This window comes from Streptomyces sp. NPDC051243 (assembly GCF_044455405.1).
Lineage (GTDB): Bacteria > Actinomycetota > Actinomycetes > Streptomycetales > Streptomycetaceae > Streptomyces.
The window spans coordinates 185230-204709 of sequence record NZ_JBITES010000010.1; the positions used below are offsets into that span (position 1 = coordinate 185230).

The window sequence follows — 19480 nt, forward strand, 5'->3', positions numbered from 1 at the left end:
GCGAACTCAGCTCGTCCGACGTCCCGCCGCGAGTCTGACGATGTCGACCCGCGATCGGATCCCCAGCTTGCGATAGACCCGGGTAAGTGTCGCTTCGACCGTTTTGACGCTGATGAACAGACGCGCGGCAATTTCCCGATTGGTCGCGCCCTCCATGACGAGCGCCGCGACCTGACGCTCCATCGAGGCGAGACCCTCCAGGGCGTCGAGGCCGGCAAGGCCCTCCGGCGCGGCCACGGGGGTGTGGGCCGCCTCCGCGGGGCGTGCCTCGGCCGCCGCCTCGACCTGCCGCAGCCAGGGAAGCGCCCGGCAGCGGCGGAACAGCCGGGCCGCCTCGTCGTACGATGTCGGGCCCGGAGCGGCGGTGCGCAGCTGAGCCAGGGCGAAGGCGGCCCGGGCCTCCTCCAGGCCGTAGCCAAGCTTGCCGAGCCGGTCCTGTGCCGACGTCAACTGGGCCGCGGCGGCGTCCTGTTCGCCCCGGGCCGCGCGGATCAGCGCCTCGGCCCGATCGAGTACCGCGAGCACGCTGTCGCGGTCCAGCCGCTGCGCCTGCTCGCGCGTGACGTCGACGACGTCCTGCGCCTCCGCGAACTCGCCACTGCGCACCAGGGCCTCGGCGAGGTCGCCGTGCCAGCGGCCGCGCGCCGGGTCGGTGATGCCGAGCCCCTGCTCCACCTCGCGCACCCGGCGCAGCGATCGCACCGCCGCCTCAGCGTCCCCCGCCACCAACTGGGCGTGGCCGAGGGCGGCCAGGGCGCGGGAGACGTACATCTGGTCGCCGTCCTCCTCGGCGTGCTCCACCGCTTCCCGCGCGAGCGCGATGGCCCGGTCCACCTCTCCGCCCGCGGCCTCCGCGAGCGAGGTCAGCACCGCGGAGGCCACCTCGCCGATCCCGGTGTCACGGGCCAGCCGCAGGCTCTCGCGGGCCAGGTCGAGGGCGCGCCCGCAGTGCCCGGAGTGCAGCTCGGTCTCGGCGACCCCGCGCAGGAAGTGCACCTCGCTCTCGACCCAGCCGTGCCGGCGCACCTCGCGCAGCAGTGCGGTGACGGCCGCGCGCGCCTCGGGCAACTGGTCGCTCATGATCAGCCAGCGGAAGCGGGAGTAGCCGGCCCCGTTGTGATGGCAGGCCACCCTCGGGTCCTGGGGCTCCTCCAGCGCCCGCCGGATGGTCGCGGGGGCGTCCGGGTGGCCCATGAGGGTCTCGATCTGGGCCTGGAAGGCGAGCGCCATCAGCTCGGTGTACCGGTCGCCGGCCCGCGCGGCGAGCTCCGCCGAGTACGCGGCCTCTTCCCGGGCCTCGTCGAAGTCGCCCTTCACCAGCAGGGCGCGCCACGTCAGTTGGTAGTGGACGAGAGCGAGCAACTGCGGGTCGTCGCCCGCGTCGGCCAGCGCCTGCGGGAAGATCGCGTCGACCTCGTTCATGGCATGGCCCGCCGTGTCGATCACGGCGATCCAGGCCCGCACCCGTTCCGCGGGTACGGCCGTGCGGGCGAGCACCTCGCGGGCGATGTCCCGGGCGAGGTCCAGCTCGCCGGCGGTGATCGCGTCCTCGACGGCCTGCAGTCGCAGGGCTTCCGGACTGGGGCCGGTCCTTCGGATCGCCCCGGCGTCGCGGGACCCGGCGGGACTGTCCGCGGCGGCGTCGTCGGCCGCCGGCTCCGCCAGGCTCTCGGCTTCGCTCGGGCGCGCACCGTCCGCCGGGGTGTGCCGGGCGGCCAGCAGGCAGAGCTGTGCGGCGACCGACGGCGCTCCCCGGTCCCGGGCCAGGGCGGCCGCCTCGGCCAGGCTGGCGGCGACATCCGGGTCGGTGCCGGTGGTCGCGAGGGCCAGGTGCCGGGCGCGCTCGATGGGGTCGGAGGCAGCCGTGGACAGCGCGGCATGCGCGGCCCGGCGCTCCTGCGCGGGCGCCTCCGCGTACAGCGCGGCGGAGATCATCGGGTGTGCGAACCGTACGGCGGGCCCCTCGGGCTCGGTCGCCAGCAGCCCGAGCCCCGCGGCCTGGGCGGTCTCGGCCTCGGCGTCGGCCCGCCCGGCCGCGTGCAGCAGGGCCAGGGTGGGGCGGGCGCCGGCACTGGCGACGAGCAGGGTGCGGCGGGCCTCCTCCGACAGCATCTCCAGGCGGTTCAGCACCAGAGCACGCAGCGACGTCGGCACCGGCAGGGGCTCGCCGGGGCGCGGTGGGGTGGGGTTCTCGGCGAGGGCGCGGCCGAGTTCCAGGGCGAACAGGGCGTTGCCGCCGCTGGTGCGGTGGATGTCCCGGACCGTGGAGCGGGGCAGGCCGGTGAACCCGCGATGGTCGAGGAGGGTGGACATCTGGGCGCGGGAGAGCGGGCCCAGCCGCACGGCGAGGGTGTCCGGCGGGCACGCGCGTAGCTGGCGGTCGTACTCCTGGCCCTCGGTCCGGACCGCGCACAGCATCCGCACCGGGGTGTCGCCGAGGCGGCGGGCGGCGAAGCCGAGGAGTTCGGCACTGGCCGGGTCGAGCCACTGGAGGTCGTCGGCGACGACGAGGACGGGCCCGGTGTCGGCGAGGGCGCGCAGGGCGGACAGCACGGCCAGGCGCAGGGCGAGGCCGTCGCGCTGGAGGGTGGACTCGCCGCGACCGGTGAGCGCCGACTCCAGGGCGGTGAGCTGGGCGGTCGGGAGCCGGTCGGACACCTCGTCCAGGACCAGACCGAGGAGGTCGGCCAGGGCGAGGAAGGGGAGATGGGATTCGGACTCCGTGGGCGAGCAGCGCAACACGGTGCGGGCCGCCTCGCCGTATTCGGTGGCCAATGCCCGCAGGACGGTCGACTTCCCAATTCCGGCAGGTCCGTGAAGCAGCACGCTGCCGCCCCGCCCGAGCTGCTCACGCGCCGCGCCGAACAGCTCCTCCCTGCCGATGACCTGGTCGGGGCGGCATCTCGCAGGCTCCTTGAAGTCCCGTCGCACGGTCACCGCTCCCCTCCGTGTGTCGTGTTCGGGCCAATATTAGGCAACGGATCTTTGAAATTCGGACCGAAGGCGTGGTGAGGCAAATAACAGCCGTGGAGCATGGGGAAATTCAAAGCACGGATGAATGAATGACCGGTTGTCCGGACGGGCCGGCGACCGCCGCACCCAGGTGGCGCAGGACCGCGGGCTCTCGTGAAGCAGGACCGCGGGCTCTTGTGAAGCAGAACCGCGGCCTCTCGTGGAGCAGAACCGCGCATCCTCACAGCACAGGACCGCGCACCCTCGCGGACAGAGAACCGCGTGCCCTCGCGGGGCACCCCCCAGGCCCTCGCGGGGCACCCCGCCCATGCCCTCGCAGGCCAAGCCCCCCGTGCCCGCGCAGGACTACGGCAGTAACCCCGCCCGGCGTGCCGCGACCACCGTCTCCCCGCGCGTGTGGGTGCCCAGCTTGCGCATGGCCGAGCGCAGATAGCCCTTGACCGTCTCCGCCCGCAGCCCCAGCCGCTCGGCGGTGACCGCGTTCGTCGCGCCGGCGGCCACACACGCCAGCACGTCCAGTTCACGGGGCGCCAGTCGCACACCGTCGCACCGGGGCCCCTCCGTCAGCAGGCCGCAGGCGGCCTGGAGCTCCGCGCGCAGGGCCGGGTCGCCGATCCGCGGGGCCAGGGCCCGTAGCGCGGCGTGCGCCTCACGGACCTGCTCCCACGCCGCGTCCCGGTCGGACGGCACGTCCTGCGGACGCGCCGCCTCCAGCAGTCCCCGCACCTCCTCCCGCACCACCAGCGCCTGCTCCACGTCCCGCGCCGCGTCCACGGCGGCGGTCAGCGTGCGGTCACCCAGCGGCTGGACCGTGCGCAGGGCGCCGTACAGCACCCCGCGCACCCGGCGCCGTACGACGACCGGGACCGCCACGACCGAGCACAGCCCCTCCATGGCGACGGCGGCGTCGTACTCATGGGTGATCTGCCGTGAGGCCGAGTAGTCCGTGACCGCGCACGGGCGGGCGAGGGCGACGGCCTTGCCGCCGAGGCCGTTGCCGGCGGTCACCGTCAGGCGGCGCAGGGAGTCGGTGGCCGTGCCGTTCAGTTCGCTGATGCGCATCCGCCGGTACCCGGCCTCGACCAGGCCGCCGAACGCGACCGGCAGGCCGGTCGAGCGGCGCAGGCGCGCCAGCGCGCTTCTTATCTCCACCGATGCGGCCGCGTCCACTGCCACGTGCTCGCCCCCTTTCACCGCTGCTTTCCGGAGCGCACACCCCCGTTCGGGGGTAGTGAGACCCACGTCACGGATTACACGATGGCAGGGAGCCGCCCGGCAAGGTCCGGTACCTAGGAGGACAGATGACGACGGGGACGGAGCTGTTCCGCAGTGCGCGGGACTTCCTGCTCGACCACCGAGAGGACTACGCGAAGGCATACGAGGGCTTCACCTGGCCCCGGCCGAACCGTTTCAACTGGGCGCTCGACTGGTTCGACGTCATCGCCGCGGGGAACGACCGCCCCGCCCTGCACATCGTCGAGGAGGACGGCAGCGAGGTCCGGCTGTCCTTCGCCGAGATGGCCGAGCGCTCCGACCGTGTCGCGGGCTGGCTGCGGGCGCGCGGCGTCCGGGCCGAGGACCGCGTCCTCGTCATGCTCGGCAACCAGGCCGAGCTGTGGGAGACCGCCCTCGCCGCGATGAAGCTGCGTGCCGTCGTCATCCCGGCCACCCCGTTGCTCGGCCCGGCCGACCTGCGCGACCGGGTGGAGCGCGGACGTGTCCGGCATGTGCTCGTGCGGGCCGAGGACACCGGAAAGTTCGACGAGGTGCCCGGGCGCTACACGCGCATCAGCGTCGGCGGGGCGCGCGAGGGCTGGCAGGCGTACGAGGACGCGTACGCCGCCTCCGCCGAGTTCACGCCCGACGGGCCGACCGCCGCCGACGACCCCCTGATGCTCTACTTCACCTCCGGCACCACCGCCCGCCCCAAGCTGGTCGAGCACACCCACACCTCGTACCCGATCGGGCACCTGGCCACCATGTACTGGATCGGCCTCAAGCCCGGCGACGTGCATCTGAACATCTCCTCGCCCGGCTGGGCCAAGCACGCCTGGTCCAACCTCTTCGCGCCGTGGAACGCGGAGGCGACGGTCTTCATCCACAACTACACGCGCTTCGACGCGGCCCGGCTGATGGCCGAGATGGACCGCGCGGGCGTCACCACGTTCTGCGCCCCGCCCACCGTCTGGCGCATGCTCATCCAGGCCGACCTGAGCGCGCTGCGCACCCCGCCCCGCGAGGCCGTCGCCGCCGGTGAGCCGCTCAATCCCGAGGTCATCGAGCGGGTGCGCGAGGCCTGGGGCGTGACCATCCGGGACGGCTTCGGGCAGACCGAGACCGCCGTCCAGGTCTCCAACAGCCCCGGCCAGCCCCTGAAGACCGGCTCCATGGGCCGCCCCAGCCCCGGCTTCCGCGTCGAACTCCTCGACCCGGTCTCCGGCGCGCCGGGGGCCGCGGAGGGCGAGATCGCCCTCGACCTGTCCGCCCGCCCGGTCGGCGTGATGACCGGCTACCACGGCGACGCCGACCGTACGGCGGAGGCGATGGCCGGCGGTTACTACCGGACGGGGGACATCGGTTCGCGGGACGCCGACGGCTACATCACGTATGTGGGGCGAGCGGACGACGTCTTCAAGGCGTCCGACTACAAGATCAGCCCCTTCGAGCTGGAGAGCGCCCTGCTGGAGCACGAGGCGGTGGCCGAGGCGGCCGTCGTGCCCGCGCCGGACGAGCTGCGGCTCGCGGTGCCGAAGGCGTACGTCGTCCTCGCGGCGGGCTGGGAGCCCGGCCCCGACACGGCCAAGGTGCTCTTCGAGCACTCGCGGGAGGTCCTGGCGCCGTACAAGCGGGTGCGCCGTCTGGAGTTCGCGCCGCTGCCCAAGACCGTCTCCGGCAAGATCCGCCGCATCGAGCTGCGCGAGGCCACGGCGGCGGGCTCGGACGACGAGTACCGCGAGGAGGACTTCCGGTGAGCTCCTACGCCCATGGGACCGGCGGCACGCCGCTGCTCGGGGACACGATCGGCGCCAACCTGGACCGCACGGTCGCCGCCTGGCCGGACCGGGAGGCGCTCGTGGACGTACCGTCCGGACGGCGCTGGACCTACGCCCGGTTCGCCGCCGACGTCGACGAGCTGGCGTACGCGCTGCTCGCGAGCGGGGTCGCCAAGGGCGACCGGGTGGGCATCTGGGCGGTCAACTGCCCCGAATGGGTCCTCGTCCAGTACGCCACCGCCCGCATCGGCGCGATCATGGTGAACATCAACCCGGCCTACCGCACCCACGAGGTCGAGTACGTCCTCAACCAGGCCGGGATCTCGCTGCTGTTCGCCTCCCTCAGCCACAAGACGAGCGACTACCGGGCGATGGTCGAGCAAGTGCGGGGAAAATGCCCGCAGTTGCGGGAGGCCGTGTTCATCGGCGACCCGAGCTGGGACGCGCTGATCGCGCGGGGGACGCCGGTGCCGTACGAGGCCCTGTCCTGCGACGACCCGATCAACATCCAGTACACGTCGGGCACGACGGGCTTCCCCAAGGGGGCCACCCTCTCCCACCACAACATCCTCAACAACGGCTACTTCGTGGGCGAGATGATCGCCTACAGCGAGCAGGACCGGATCTGCATCCCCGTGCCCTTCTACCACTGCTTCGGCATGGTGATGGGCAACCTGGCCGCCACGTCCCACGGCGCCTGCATGGTCATCCCGGCCCCCTCCTTCGACCCGAAGGCCACGCTGGAGGCCGTCCAGCAGGAGCGGTGCACCTCGCTGTACGGCGTTCCGACGATGTTCATCGCGGAGCTGAACCACCCCGACTTCGCGTCCTACGACCTGTCCTCCCTGCGCACCGGCATCATGGCGGGCTCGCCCTGCCCGGTGGAGGTGATGAAGCGGGTGGTCGCCGAGATGCACATGGCGGAGGTCTCCATCTGCTACGGCATGACCGAGACCTCGCCGGTCTCGCTCCAGACCCGGCGCGACGACGACCTGGAACACCGCACCGGCACGGTCGGCCGGGTCCTGCCGCACATCGAGGTGAAGATCGTCGACCCGGCGACCGGAGTGACCCGGCCGCGCGGCACGGCGGGCGAGCTGTGCACGCGCGGCTACAGCGTGATGCTCGGCTACTGGAACGAACCCGAGAAGACCGCCGAGGCCGTCGACGCCGGCCGCTGGATGCACACCGGGGACCTCGCGACGATGCGGGAGGACGGCTACGTGGAGATCGTCGGCCGCATCAAGGACATGATCATCCGGGGCGGCGAGAACATCTACCCGCGCGAGATCGAGGAGTTCCTCTACGCCCATCCCAAGATCGCGGACGTCCAGGTGGTCGGGGTCCCGCACGAGCGGTACGGCGAGGAGGTGCTGGCGTGCGTCATCCCGCGCGGTCCGGGTGACGCGCTGACCCTGGAGGAGCTGCGCGCCTTCTGCGACGGGCGACTGGCGCACTACAAGATCCCGAGCCGCCTGCGCATCCTCGACTCGTTCCCGATGACGGTGTCCGGGAAGGTGCGGAAGGTCGAGCTGCGGGAGCGGTACGCGACGGGCGGCTAGTCGCGGCGCATACAGACCCGGGGCCACTCGTCGAGGCCGAGTTCCGCCTCGTGGGCGCGGATCCTGCGGAGCCCGGGGGTGAGTTCGGTGTCGTCCAGGGCGCGGAAGCCGAGGCGTGTGTAGTACGGCGCGTTCCACGGGACCTCGGTGAAGGTGGTCAGGGTGAGACCGGTCAGGCCCTCGTCGCGTGCGCGGTCGGCGGCGTACGCGAGGAGGGCCCGGCCGATGCGGCGGTGCGCGAAGTCCGGGTGCACCGAGACCTGCTCGATGTGCAGGGCGCCGTCGACGGGTTCGCAGAGCAGATAGCCCGTCGGGTCGTCGCCGTCGCCGTCGCCGTCGGCGCAGGCGACCCAGGCGCGGCCCGTCCGGCGGAAGCGTTCCAGGGTGTCCAGGGCGGGCGGCTCGTCGTCCGCGATCGCCGCCATGCCGAGGGCGCGGAACGGGGTGCCCGCGGCGCGCTCGATGTCCTGAAGGGCCGGGAGCTCGGCGGGCGTGGCGGGTCGGATGCGCATGCGCATGCGCCGAGTGTCCGTCGGCGGGGGCGCCGGGCGCGAGCGGATTACCGGGCGCCCGTCGCGTCCAGCTCGTCGGCGAGGCTGTTGACCGGCTGCGGGGTGCCCGTGAGGTCGAGGACGAAGAGGGGGACGCCCAGGGTGTCGGCCCGGCTGCGGGCGTCGGGGGCGTAGCCGGCGAGGGAGAAGTAGACGCAGGCCGCGGACTCGGTCATGGCCGTCAGCCACAGGCACTCCACGTCCCGCAGCGAGGCCGGCCGTACGGTCGGGTCGACCTGGGCGAGCAGCCCGTGGGCGGCGATGCCGATGCCGGTCGGCGGCCGCTGGTCGGCGCGGCGGATGTCCCGGTAGCCGAGCCAGCGCAGATAGACGGCGGCCGCCGTGACCGCGTCGCGCGCGGTACGGATCGTGACGGGCTGGAAGGGGCGGCGGGCGGAGGCGGCGTTCCGGCGCGGCGCGCCCGTGGCCCCCTGCGCCACCGGGACGCGCAGCATGGTCCCGCAGGAGCAGCCCAGCTCCGGGCGGGGCCATTCCCCCTCCTGACCGCACGCCGTACAGCGCACGCTGACCCATTCGTCGTCCCAGGCGCGATGGATGACCGCCGAAGCGATCCCGTGCGGGTCGAGCGGTGGTGAGACGGGCTCCCCGCACTCGCAGGGATAGGCGGGCGCCTCGTAGAGATGCTCGCGCCGGCAGACCGGGCAGCGCACCGACACGCTCTCGGACATGGCCACTCCAGGACGACCTCGCGGCGGGACAGCGCCCCCATCGTCCTCCAGGACGCGCCTGGTTGTCCGCCCCTTGACGGTCTTCAGCCACCCACCTACATTGCTTCCAGATAGTAGAAAATAGTTTCCGCGATACGGAATAACCCGGATCGCGGATCGACATCGTCACGGAATTGCTCACCGCGGGGCGCGACGGGAGTGCGAATCCGACAGCCGAAGCAGGAGTACTCAATGGCTCGTATGACCGCTGCCCGAGCGGCAGTCGAGATCCTCAAGCGCGAGGGCGTCAACAACGCGTTCGGTGTGCCGGGCGCGGCGATCAACCCCTTCTACGCGGCGCTCAAGGCCTCGGGCGGCATCCAGCACACCCTCGCCCGCCATGTGGAGGGCGCCTCGCACATGGCCGAGGGCTACACCCGCACGCACCCCGGCAACATCGGCGTCTGCATCGGCACGTCCGGCCCGGCCGGCACCGACATGATCACCGGCCTGTACTCCGCGATCGGCGACTCCATCCCGATCCTGTGCATCACGGGCCAGGCGCCGACCGCCGTCATCCACAAGGAGGACTTCCAGGCCGTCGACATCGCCTCGATCGCCAAGCCGGTCACCAAGATAGCGGTGACCGTCCTGGAGGCCGCGCAGGTCCCCGGCGTCTTCCAGCAGGCGTTCCACCTGATGCGCTCCGGCCGTCCCGGCCCGGTCCTCATCGACCTGCCGATCGACGTCCAGCTCACCGAGATCGAGTTCGACCCGGAGACGTACGAGCCGCTCCCGGTCTACAAGCCCGCCGCGTCCCGCGCCCAGATCGAGAAGGCGATCGGGATGCTGAACGCCTCCGAGCGGCCGCTGATCGTCGCGGGCGGTGGTGTCATCAACGCCGACGCCGCCGAACTCCTCGTCGAGTTCGCCGAGCTGACCGGCACACCGGTCGTGCCGACCCTGATGGGCTGGGGCCTGCTCCCCGACGACCACGAGCTGAACGCCGGCATGGTCGGCCTGCAGACCTCGCACCGCTACGGCAACGCGACCTTCCTCGAGTCCGACTTCGTCCTCGGCATCGGCAACCGCTGGGCCAACCGCCACACCGGCAAGCTCGACGTCTACACGGCGGGCCGGAAGTTCGTCCACGTCGACGTCGAGCCGACCCAGATCGGCAAGATCTTCGCTCCGGACTACGGCATCGCGTCCGACGCGAAGGCCGCCCTGGAGCTGTTCGTCGAGGTGGCCCGGGAGTTGAAGGCGGCCGGCAAGCTGCCCGACCGCAGCGCATGGGCCGCGTCCGCGCAGGAGCGGAAGGCGACCCTCCAGCGCCGTACGCACTTCGACGACATCCCGATCAAGCCGCAGCGCGTCTACGAGGAGATGAACAAGGCCTTCGGCCCGGAGACCCGGTACGTCTCCACGATCGGCCTCTCGCAGATCGCCGGTGCCCAGATGCTGCACGTCTTCAAGCCGCGGCACTGGATCAACTGCGGCCAGGCGGGCCCGCTCGGCTGGACCATCCCGGCCGCGCTGGGTGTCGCGAAGGCCGACCCGGAGGCACAGGTCGTCGCCCTGTCCGGGGACTACGACTTCCAGTTCATGATCGAGGAGCTGGCGGTCGGCGCCCAGCACCGGATCCCGTACGTCCATGTCCTGGTGAACAACTCCTACCTGGGCCTGATCCGCCAGGCGCAGCGGGCGTTCGACATCGACTTCCAGGTCAAGCTGGAGTTCGAGAACATCAACTCGCCCGAGCTGGGCGTCTACGGCGTCGACCACGTCAAGGTCGCCGAGGGCCTCGGCTGCAAGGCGATCCGGGTGACGGACCCGAGCGAGCTGGGCGCGGCCTTCGAGCAGGCCAAGAAGCTCGCCGCCGAGTTCCAGGTGCCGGTCGTGGTCGAGGCGATCCTTGAGCGGGTCACCAACATCTCCATGTCGACGACCAACGACATCAGCAATGTCGTCGAGTTCGAGGAGATCGCGACGGAGCCGGGACATGCGCCGACGTCGATCAAGACCCTGAAGGTCTGACCGGACGCCGAAGGTCTGACGCTTCCCACGAACGAGGGGCGGCCCAACCGAAAGGTTGGGCCGCCCCTTTCGCGTCCCCCGTGGCGAGGCCCGCCGCCCCCGTGCCGGCGGGCCTCGTGTGACGACAATGTGCCCATGGCAGGGGTCGGTTGAAGCCCCTTGACCGAGGTTCAGAGCTTGATTTGAGGATTGCGTACACGTCCTACGTCCCCAGGAGTACGCGCGTGGTGATGCCCGGCGTCGCGTCGCCTTCCGTGACCCGCCGGGGCGGCCCAGGGGAGTGGGGAGCCGTATGCCGGCAACAGACGCCGAAGAGCGCCGGGTACGGGACCGTCCGTACCCGGCGCTCTTCGGCCGGTGAGGTATTCGGTTGTGGCCGTCCGACGGTGCGAGGCTGGGCGCGACAGGACATTCGCGCCGCCGGACGGGGTCTGGGGGCTGTCCGGCCATTGCCGGAAGCTCGGGACCGCGGCGGCAGCGACGGAACCGGGGCTCCTTCCCTCTGGTCGAAGAAGGAGACCGGACCTTCACCACCGCACTGGCTCGCACGCCGCCGCGGTCCTCACGTTGCCCGCGCCCGTACCGAGTGACCACCCCTCATCCGGGTCGCTCGGTCCAAGCGCGGGCGATGCGTCCGGCCTGACCTCCCGTCAGGTACCGGACGCGGCCTCGGGGCTCAGTCCTCGCGCAGGGCGCGGACCGCCTCCTCCACGCGCTTGCCGTACTCCGGGTCGGCGGCGTGGAAGTGGGCCAGGTTCTTCTCGATCACGTCGTCGCGGGAGACCTGGGACAGGCTGCCGGCGATGTTCGCGACCAGGCGGGACTTCTCCTCGGCGGACATCAGGCGGTACAGCTCGCCGGCCTGGAAGAAGTCGTCGTCCTTGGTGTGGAGCGGGGCCTCGTGGGTGCCCGTGTGGCCGGTCACGGCCAGCGGGGCCGACAGGGGGCGGCCGGTCTCCACCGGGCCGTCGTAGGAGTTCGGCTCGTAGTTCTTGGCGTACCGGCCCTGGGAGTTGGTCGCCATGAAGCCGTCGCGGCCGTAGTTCTGCGCGGTCGTCGCCTTGGGGGCGTTCACCGGGAGCTGGGTGTGGTTGACGCCCAGGCGGTAGCGGTGGGCGTCCGCGTAGGCGAACAGACGGCCCTGGAGCATCTTGTCGGGGGACGGGCCGATGCCCGGCACGAAGTTGTTCGGGGAGAACGCCGCCTGCTCGACCTCGGCGAAGACGTTGTCCGGGTTGCGGTCGAGGACAAGTCGGCCCACGCGCTGCAGCGGGTAGTCCTTGTGCGGCCAGACCTTGGTGAGGTCGAAGGGGTTGAAGCGGTAGTCGGCCGCCTCGGCCGCCGGCATGATCTGGACGTAGACCGTCCAGGACGGGTGCACACCCCGCTCGATGGCCTGCAGCAGGTCCGTCTGGTGGGAGTTGGGGTCCTTTCCGGCGAGCTCGGCGCCCTGCTCGGCGGACAGGCAGCGGATTCCCTGGTTGGTCTTGAAGTGGTACTTGACGAAGAAGGCCTCGCCGTCGGCGTTCGTCCACTGGTAGGTGTGCGAGCCGTAGCCGTTCATGTGGCGGTACGACGCCGGGATGCCGCGGTCGCCCATCAGCCACGTCACCTGGTGCGTGGCCTCGGGGGCGTGCGCCCAGAAGTCCCAGACGTTGTCGGGCTCCTGGCGGCCGGTGAACGGGTCGCGCTTCTGGGAGTGGATGAAGTCGGGGAACTTGATCGGGTCCTTGATGAAGAACACCGGCGTGTTGTTCCCGACGAGGTCGTAATTGCCCTCCGCCGTATAGAACTTGACGGCGAAGCCGCGCGGGTCGCGGACCGCGTCCGCGCCGCCGAGGCTGTCGGCCACGGTCGAGAAGCGCAGGAAAACCTCGGTCCGCTTGCCCACCTCGCTCAGGAAGTCGGCGTGGGTGAAGCCGGTGACGTCATCGGTCACCTCGAAGTGGCCGTACGCGCCGGAACCCCGGGCGTGCACCACGCGCTCCGGGATGCGCTCGCGGTTGAAGCGCGCCAGCTTCTCCAGCAGGTGCTGGTCCTGGAGCAGGAGCGGGCCGCCGACGCCGGCGGAGGCGGAGTTCTGGTTGTCGGCGACCGGGGCGCCGGACTCGGTGGTGAGCACGCGCTTCGACATCGTGGACCTTCCGTGCGGGTGTCAGCGGAAAACTGTTTCCGCTTTGTGGAGCCTAGAAGTGGGGCGAGGGGACGTCAACAGTTTGTTGAAGTTGGATCAACGGTTTGTTGAAGGTGATTCCGGGCCGCGGCGCCGCCTGGGCGCGACAGGACAGGTGTCAGCGGCGCCGCGGCCCGGAAGTCTCGGAGGGTCGTCAGACCTGGGCGCCGGAGAGGCGCTCGACCGCACGCAGCAGCGCGGAGTGGTCCAGGCCGCCGTCGCCCTGCGCGCGCAGGGAGGCGACCAGCTGGGCGACCACGGCACCGACCGGAAGAGCGGCGCCGACGTTGCGGGCGGCGTCCGTGACGATGCCCATGTCCTTGTGGTGCAGGTCGATGCGGAAGCCGGGCTTGAAGTCGCGGTTGAGGAAGTTGTCCTTCTTCCGGGTCAGCACGGTGGAGCCTGCGAGGCCGCCGTTCAGGACGTCCAGCGCGGCCTGCAGGTCCACGCCCGACTTCTCCAGGAAGACCACGGCCTCGGCGCACGCCTGGATGTTCACGGCGACGATGAGCTGGTTGGCCGCCTTCACGGTCTGACCCGAGCCGTGCGGACCGCACAGCACGATGGTCTTGCCGAGCGCCTCGAAGATCGGCTTGGCCTGGTCGAAGTCGGCCTGGTCACCGCCGACCATGATCGACAGCACGGCCTCGATGGCGCCGGCCTCACCGCCGGACACGGGGGCGTCCAGGACGCGGATGCCCTTGTCCTTGGCGGCCTTCGCCAGGTCGACCGAGGTCTGCGGGGTGATCGAGGACATGTCGATCAGCAGGGCGCCGGACTTCGCGTTCTCCAGGATGCCGTCGGGGCCGTAGGAGATGGCCTCGACGTGGGGGGAGGCCGGGACCATCGTGATGACGACGTCGGCGTCCTTCACGGCCTCGGCGATCGAACCGGCCGCGGTGCCGCCCGCGGCGGCGAGGCGGTCCAGCTTGTCCTGCTCCAGGGTGAAGCCGGTGACCTGGTAACCCGCCTTGATCAGGTTCTCGGACATGGGGGAGCCCATGATGCCGAGGCCGATCCACGCAATCGCCGGGCGGGTCGGGCGGGAAGAGTTGGCAAGGTTGTCGCTCATGATGGGGGTGCCTTTCGGTAAGGGGGTCAGCGGGGCAGCCAGTCGAAGGCCTCGGCGCTCGGGCGGTCGCCCGGCTTGTACTCGAGGCCGACCCAGCCGTCGTAGCCCGCCTTCTTCAGCTGGTCGAGGAGGTCTTCGAGGGGCAGCGAGCCCGTGCCCGGCGCGCCACGGCCCGGGTTGTCGGCGATCTGGACGTGGCCGGTCTTCGCGGCGTACTCCTCGATCACCGCCGGCAGGTCCTCGCCGTTCATGGACAGGTGGTAGAGGTCCATGAGGAAGCGGGCGTTGCCCAGTCCCGTCGCCTCGTTGACCTTGTCGACGATCCCGACCGCGGCCGGGGCCGACACTAGCGGGTACAGCGGCGACTCGGGCTTGTTCAGGGCCTCGATCAGCAGGATCGCGCCGATCCGGTCGGCCGCCCGGGCGGCGAGGACCAGGTTCTCCAGCGCCAGAGCGTCCTGCTCGGCCGGGTCCACGCCCTCGACGCGGTTGCCGTACAGGGCGTTGAGCGCCGTGCAGCCGAGCGACTGGGCGAAGTCGGCGGCCACGTCGATGTTGGCGCGGAACCTCTCCGACTCCTCGCCCGGGACGGAAAGGGCGCCGCGGTCGGGGCCGGGCAGCTGACCGGCGTAGAAGTTCAGGCCGGTGAGCTGGACGCCGGCGTCCTCGATCGCCTTCTTGAGGGCGTCGAGCTCGGACTGCTCCGGGGTGGGGGAGTCGACCCAGGGCCACCACAGCTCGACCGCGGTGAAGCCGGCCGCGGCGGCGGCCGCGGGGCGCTCCAGGAGCGGGAGTTCCGTGAAGAGGATCGACAGGTTGACGTTGAAGCGCTGCTCTGCGAATCCCATGGGGGCCGGCGCTCCCTTCCGTTGTCGAGATTCCGTATTGCGGAAGTTGGTTTCTGCTTAATGGAAGATTGCCGTCGCGTGTCGGGGCTTGTCAAGAGGGGCCGTGCCGGTCACGGCGCTGCGTGCTGAGGAGGAAGCCTGTGGGTGAGCGACCGTTCTGGCCGGCCCCGGCGGGCCGGGCCCGCGTCGGATACAGTCGCTGCTGGGCGGACGACCCGGCTCCGCCGCCGTGAAAAGTGATCGGCCTGCGGTGCATCGTGGCCTGGTGCCGTCGATCGTGCCTCCCGTTGTGTCCCGATGCGCTCTTGGTGCGTCATCCGGGCTGTGCAGGTCAGAGGGGTATTGGGGGCAGCATGCGATTGCGAGTGGAGTTCACTACCGAACCCTTCGACCTCGACGAGGCACCCGCGCACGCGCTGGTCGCCCGTGAGGTCATCGAGGCGGCCGAGCTCGACGCCGTGGACGTCGGCCCGTTCGGCAACACGGCGGAGGGCGGTGCCGACGCCGTGCTCACCGCCCTGGACGCCCTGCTGCGCAAGACCCTGGAGGCCGGCGCCACCCGGATCTCCCTGCAGGTCAACGTGGTCGGGGAGGGCGAGCAGTGACCGGCACCGGCGAGGAGCCCTTCATCGCGGCCGTGAAGCCGCTGGTCGACGCCATGGGCGGCGAGATCATCCCGCCGGACGAGGCCGGCCCCGAGGACGTCGTGCTCTCCTGGGAGGGCGCCGACGTCGTCGCCGTACGCCTGCCCCAGCTCGCCGACTCCCTCGATCACATCCTGGCCGCCATGGAGCGCCGCAAGGGCAAGCCGCTGGCGGACCTGGACCGCAAGGCCAAGCAGGAGGTCGTGCGGATACTCGAGGCGCGCGGCGCCTTCTCCGTGCGGCACGGCGTGGAGACCGTGGCGAGCGCGCTCGGGGTGAGCCGCTTCACGGTCTACAACTACCTCAACCGGGACAAGAACGCCTGAGGGAACCGGCCCCTGGACGCCGGGGCGACCTGCTCGGTTTCGTTACCGCGAATTTTCAACAAAGTGTTGACGTCTCGTCGTCGTAGGGCGTTAGCTATCGGCACGCCCGTTCAGTACGAAGGCCGCCCTTCGCGGCCACGGAGGCTCCCGTGACGTCGTATTCCACGCCCCCGGGCCTGGCCCGGTTCAACGCCCTGGAGGAGCACGCGGCCCACGCCGCTCTCCATGAGGCGTGCGCCTCCACGGCGTGGGTGAAGCGGCTGCTCGCCGCCCGCCCCTATGCCACCGCCGACGACCTCTACGCCGCCAGTGACGCCGCCATGGCCGAGCTGACCGCCGAGGACCTGGCCGAGGCCATGGCCGGGCACCCGCCGATCGGCCGCCCCAAGCCGGGCGACCCGACCTCGGCCCGGGAGCAGCGCGGCATGGCCGGCGCCTCCGAGGAGCTCAAGGCGGAGATGCTCGAACTCAACCTGGCCTACCAGGACCGGTTCGGCCATGTCTTCCTGATCTGCGCCACCGGCCGGACCGGCGAGCAGATGCGCGACGCGGTCAAGGAACGGATCGGCAACTCGCCGGAGCAGGAGCGGGAGATCGTCCGCACCGAGCTGGGCAAGATCAACCGTATCCGGCTCGCCCGCATCGTCGAAGAGGAAGCCTGACCTCATGAGCACCAGCACCACCGCCTCCGTGTCCACGCACATCCTGGACACCAGCGTCGGCCGCCCCGCCGAGGGCGTCGCCGTACAGCTCGCGGCCCGTAGCGGCCGGGACGCTGAATGGCGGGCGCTCGGCGGTTCCGCGACCGACGCGGACGGGCGGTGCAAGGACCTCCCGGCGCTGCCGGAGGGGACCACCCACGTACGGCTCGACTTCGCGGTGGAGCCGTACTTCGAGAAGAAGCAAGCCGATGCGCAGCAGGACGCCCCCGCGAATCGGGACAGCGGTGCCGTGTTCTTCCCCGAGGTGGCGATCACCTTCGCCGTGAAGCCCGGGGAGCACTACCACGTACCGCTGCTGCTCAACCCGTTCGGCTACTCCGTATACCGAGGGAGCTAGCAGACACATGCCCACGATCCTGGGACAGAACCAGTACGGCAAGGCCGAGAACCGAGTCGTAAAGATCACGCGGGACGGCGCCACCCACCACATCAAGGACCTGAACGTCTCGGTCGCCCTCTCCGGCGACATGGACGAGGTCCACTACTCCGGCTCCAACGCCAACGTCCTGCCGACCGACACCACCAAGAACACGGTGTACGCGTTCGCCAAGGAGTACGGCATCGAGTCCGCCGAGCAGTTCGGCATCCACCTGGCCCGGCACTTCGTGACCAGCCAGGAGCCGATCAAGATCGCCCGGATCCGCATCGAGGAGTACGCCTGGGAGCGGATCGAGGCCTCCGACGCCAACTCGCAGTTCATCGGCTCCGACGAGGTCAAGCACTCCTTCGTCCGCAAGGGTCAGGAGACCCGCCTCACCCAGATCACGTACGACGGTGAGAAGTGGGAGGTCGTATCCGGCCTCAAGGACCTCGTCGTGATGAACTCGACCAACTCCGAGTTCTGGGGCTACGTCAAGGACAGGTACACGACGCTGAAGGAGGCGTACGACCGCATCCTGGCCACCCAGGTCTCCGGCCGCTGGCGCTTCAACTGGACCGACGACGAGCAGCGGATGCCCAACTGGGAGAAGTCCTACGAGCAGACCAAGAAGCACATGCTCCAGGCCTTCGCCGAGACCTACTCGCTGTCTCTGCAGCAGACGCTGTACCAGATGGGCGCGCGCATCATCAACAACCGCAGTGAGATCGACGAGGTGCGCTTCTCCCTCCCGAACAAGCACCACTTCCTGGTGGACCTGGAGCCGTTCGGGCTGAAGAACGACAACGAGGTGTACTTCGCCGCCGACCGCCCCTACGGCCTGATCGAGGCCACCATCCTTCGGGACGGCTGCGAGGCGAGGATCCCGGTGGACCTCACCAACCTGTAAGTCGGTAACTCCATCTCGGCACCCGCGGCCGGTGAGGCCCCGCCTGACCGGCCGCGGTACTCAAATCTCCCAGGGTCCTGCCGTGCCCTCTCCACATCAGCGCAAAGGACGAATCATGGCAGCAGCCCAGCGCGTCGTCATCGAGAGCTGTTCGATCGCGACGGTGGACGCGCACGACACCGAGTACGCCACGGGCCACATCGTCATCGCGGACAACCGCATCGAGTCGCTCGGCACGGGCAGGGCCCCCGAGGGCCTGGAGAACGTCGTCCGCCGCATCGACGCCACCGGGCACCTGGTGACCCCCGGCCTGATCAACACGCACCACCACTTCTACCAGTGGATCACCCGCGGCCTGGCCACGGACCACAACCTCTTCAACTGGCTCGTCGCCCTCTACCCGACCTGGGCGCGCATCGACGAGCAGATGGTGCGCTCCGCCGCGCAGGGCTCACTGGCGATGATGGCCCGCGGTGGTGTCACCACCGCCATGGACCACCACTACGTGTACCCGAAGGGCTCCGGCGACCTGTCCGGCGCGATCATCGGCGCCGCCCGCGACATGGGTGTCCGCTTCACCCTCGCCCGTGGCTCCATGGACCGCAGCGAGAAGGACGGCGGGCTGCCGCCGGACTTCGCCGTCGAGATCCTCGAAGGCGCCCTGGCCGCGACGGAGGAGACCGTCGAGCGGTACCACGACGCCTCCTTCGACGCGATGACCCAGGTCGCCGTCGCCCCCTGCTCCCCCTTCTCCATCTCCACCGAACTCCTCAAGCAGGGCGCCGAGCTCGCCCGCCGCCTCGGCGTGCGCATGCACACCCATGGCTCGGAGACCGTGGAGGAGGAGAAGTTCTGCCACGAGCTGTTCGGCATGGGACCGACCGACTACTTCGAGTCCACCGGCTGGCTCGGCGAGGACGTGTGGATGGCGCACTGCGTCCACATGAACGACTCCGACATCGCCGCCTTCGCCCGTACGAAGACGGGTGTCGCCCACTGTCCTTCGTCCAACGCCCGTCTGGCCGCCGGTATCGCCCGCGTTCCCGACATGCTGGCGGCCGGCGTCCCCGTCGGCCTCGGCGTCGACGGGACGGCATCCAACGAGTCCGGCGAACTGCACACCGAACTGCGCAACGCCCTCCTCATCAACCGCCTCGGCGCCCACCGCGAGGCCGCCCTGAACGCCCGGCAGGCGCTGCGTCTCGGCACGTTCGGCGGTGCCCAGGTCCTCGGCCGGGCGAGCGAGATCGGCTCCCTCGAGCCGGGCAAGCTGGCCGACCTGGTGCTGTGGAAGCTGGACACCCTCGCCCACGCCTCCATCGCCGACCCGGTGACCGCGCTGGTCTTCGGTGCCGCGGCGCCGGTCACGGCGTCGTTCGTGAACGGCCGCCAGATCGTCGAGGACGGGCGACTGCTCACGGCCGACGAGGACGCGATCGCCCGCTCGACGCGGGAGGAAGCACAGCGGCTCGCGCGGATCTCGACGCAAGCCTGATCACCGTACTGAATCGCCTTGCCCAGTACGGCACTTGATCTCCGGCCGGGAGGGACGGCTCCCGGCCGGCAGCCGTGGACCCGAGCGGGGTCCATGGCGGCCGTCTCCGGGGCGTGTGCCCGATGCGCGCGCCCCGGATCGGTCTCCG

General features: G+C 70.8%; 16 protein-coding genes. 9 read left to right on the top strand and 7 right to left on the bottom strand.

The annotated features are described in order from the left end of the window. Positions 1–6: 6 nt before the first annotated feature. Together ACIBAG_RS25950 and ACIBAG_RS25955 are read right to left on the bottom strand one after the other, a co-directional pair. A complete protein-coding gene (locus tag ACIBAG_RS25950; RefSeq protein WP_399107969.1) occupies positions 7–2937 on the bottom strand; it encodes an AAA family ATPase in 2931 nt (976 codons plus the stop codon). A gap of 381 nt (positions 2938–3318) precedes the next feature. Then, positions 3319–4149, bottom strand: a complete 831-nt coding sequence (locus ACIBAG_RS25955) for a response regulator transcription factor (protein ID WP_399107971.1) — start codon at positions 4147–4149, stop codon at positions 3319–3321. 125 nt (positions 4150–4274) lie between these two features. Here ACIBAG_RS25955 and ACIBAG_RS25960 point away from each other — a divergent pair, with 125 nt between their 5' ends. Together ACIBAG_RS25960 and ACIBAG_RS25965 are read left to right on the top strand one after the other, a co-directional pair. Further along, positions 4275–5945 (top strand): AMP-binding protein, encoded by a 1671-nt coding sequence (locus ACIBAG_RS25960; protein WP_399107973.1) that lies wholly within the window; start codon positions 4275–4277, stop codon positions 5943–5945. Then, the gene (locus tag ACIBAG_RS25965) at positions 5942–7528 is read left to right on the top strand and encodes an AMP-binding protein (RefSeq protein WP_399107975.1); all 1587 of its coding nucleotides are present in this window, start codon (positions 5942–5944) and stop codon (positions 7526–7528) included. Before ACIBAG_RS25960 ends, ACIBAG_RS25965 begins: the two co-directional genes overlap by 4 nt. Here ACIBAG_RS25965 and ACIBAG_RS25970 read toward each other — a convergent pair. Together ACIBAG_RS25970 and ACIBAG_RS25975 are read right to left on the bottom strand one after the other, a co-directional pair. Beyond that, positions 7525–8040: a GNAT family N-acetyltransferase gene (locus ACIBAG_RS25970; protein WP_399108313.1), complete on the bottom strand. Its 516-nt coding sequence runs from the start codon at positions 8038–8040 to the stop codon at positions 7525–7527. The two genes, ACIBAG_RS25965 and ACIBAG_RS25970, sit on opposite strands and share 4 nt — an antisense overlap. 47 nt (positions 8041–8087) lie before the next feature. Beyond that, on the bottom strand, positions 8088–8768 hold the full coding sequence (locus ACIBAG_RS25975) for a hypothetical protein (protein ID WP_399107977.1): 681 nt from the start codon (positions 8766–8768) through the stop codon (positions 8088–8090). A 231-nt stretch (positions 8769–8999) separates the two neighbouring features. On the opposite strand from ACIBAG_RS25975, the gene gcl reads away from it, so the two are divergent. Further along, a complete protein-coding gene (gcl, locus tag ACIBAG_RS25980; protein WP_399107978.1) occupies positions 9000–10784 on the top strand; it encodes a glyoxylate carboligase in 1785 nt (594 codons plus the stop codon). A 676-nt stretch (positions 10785–11460) separates the two neighbouring features. Here the strand turns inward: gcl and ACIBAG_RS25985 are convergent. The 3 genes from ACIBAG_RS25985 to ACIBAG_RS25995 form a co-directional block, all read right to left on the bottom strand. Further along, a complete protein-coding gene (locus ACIBAG_RS25985; RefSeq protein WP_399107980.1) occupies positions 11461–12918 on the bottom strand; it encodes a catalase in 1458 nt (485 codons plus the stop codon). Between the two features lie 193 nt (positions 12919–13111). Next, the gene (locus ACIBAG_RS25990; RefSeq protein WP_399107981.1) at positions 13112–14029 is read right to left on the bottom strand and encodes a 2-hydroxy-3-oxopropionate reductase; all 918 of its coding nucleotides are present in this window, start codon (positions 14027–14029) and stop codon (positions 13112–13114) included. Between the two features lie 26 nt (positions 14030–14055). Beyond that, positions 14056–14877: a TIM barrel protein gene (locus tag ACIBAG_RS25995; RefSeq protein ID WP_399107982.1), complete on the bottom strand. Its 822-nt coding sequence runs from the start codon at positions 14875–14877 to the stop codon at positions 14056–14058. A gap of 353 nt (positions 14878–15230) precedes the next feature. Between ACIBAG_RS25995 and ACIBAG_RS26000 the strand changes: the two genes are divergently transcribed. From ACIBAG_RS26000 to ACIBAG_RS26025, 6 genes are all read left to right on the top strand, one after another. After that, a complete protein-coding gene (locus ACIBAG_RS26000; protein WP_031475442.1) occupies positions 15231–15482 on the top strand; it encodes a hypothetical protein in 252 nt (83 codons plus the stop codon). Next, positions 15479–15847, top strand: a complete 369-nt coding sequence (locus ACIBAG_RS26005) for a helix-turn-helix domain-containing protein (RefSeq protein WP_031475444.1) — start codon at positions 15479–15481, stop codon at positions 15845–15847. The genes ACIBAG_RS26000 and ACIBAG_RS26005 overlap by 4 nt, the downstream gene beginning before the upstream one ends. 149 nt (positions 15848–15996) lie before the next feature. Further along, positions 15997–16509, top strand: a complete 513-nt coding sequence (gene uraD / locus ACIBAG_RS26010) for a 2-oxo-4-hydroxy-4-carboxy-5-ureidoimidazoline decarboxylase (RefSeq protein ID WP_399107983.1) — start codon at positions 15997–15999, stop codon at positions 16507–16509. 4 nt (positions 16510–16513) lie between these two features. Continuing rightward, complete coding sequence (gene uraH, locus ACIBAG_RS26015) at positions 16514–16906, top strand: hydroxyisourate hydrolase (RefSeq protein ID WP_399107984.1); 393 nt, start codon at positions 16514–16516, stop codon at positions 16904–16906. 7 nt (positions 16907–16913) lie between these two features. Further along, on the top strand, positions 16914–17837 hold the full coding sequence (pucL, locus tag ACIBAG_RS26020) for a factor-independent urate hydroxylase (protein ID WP_399107986.1): 924 nt from the start codon (positions 16914–16916) through the stop codon (positions 17835–17837). A gap of 115 nt (positions 17838–17952) precedes the next feature. Further along, the gene (locus ACIBAG_RS26025) at positions 17953–19332 is read left to right on the top strand and encodes an 8-oxoguanine deaminase (protein ID WP_399107987.1); all 1380 of its coding nucleotides are present in this window, start codon (positions 17953–17955) and stop codon (positions 19330–19332) included. The last annotated feature ends 148 nt before the right edge of the window (positions 19333–19480 follow it).

Coding starts and splice junctions, on each gene's coding strand:
- uraH (WP_399107984.1), top strand. CDS start 16,514: ATGAGCACCAGCACCACCGCCTCCGTGTCCACGCACATCCTGGACACC.
- ACIBAG_RS25970 (WP_399108313.1), bottom strand. CDS start 8,040: ATGCGCATCCGACCCGCCACGCCCGCCGAGCTCCCGGCCCTTCAGGAC.
- ACIBAG_RS25985 (WP_399107980.1), bottom strand. CDS start 12,918: ATGTCGAAGCGCGTGCTCACCACCGAGTCCGGCGCCCCGGTCGCCGAC.
- ACIBAG_RS25990 (WP_399107981.1), bottom strand. CDS start 14,029: ATGAGCGACAACCTTGCCAACTCTTCCCGCCCGACCCGCCCGGCGATT.
- ACIBAG_RS25975 (WP_399107977.1), bottom strand. CDS start 8,768: ATGTCCGAGAGCGTGTCGGTGCGCTGCCCGGTCTGCCGGCGCGAGCAT.
- ACIBAG_RS26000 (WP_031475442.1), top strand. CDS start 15,231: ATGCGATTGCGAGTGGAGTTCACTACCGAACCCTTCGACCTCGACGAG.
- ACIBAG_RS25960 (WP_399107973.1), top strand. CDS start 4,275: ATGACGACGGGGACGGAGCTGTTCCGCAGTGCGCGGGACTTCCTGCTC.
- ACIBAG_RS25995 (WP_399107982.1), bottom strand. CDS start 14,877: ATGGGATTCGCAGAGCAGCGCTTCAACGTCAACCTGTCGATCCTCTTC.
- ACIBAG_RS26025 (WP_399107987.1), top strand. CDS start 17,953: ATGGCAGCAGCCCAGCGCGTCGTCATCGAGAGCTGTTCGATCGCGACG.
- pucL (WP_399107986.1), top strand. CDS start 16,914: ATGCCCACGATCCTGGGACAGAACCAGTACGGCAAGGCCGAGAACCGA.
- gcl (WP_399107978.1), top strand. CDS start 9,000: ATGGCTCGTATGACCGCTGCCCGAGCGGCAGTCGAGATCCTCAAGCGC.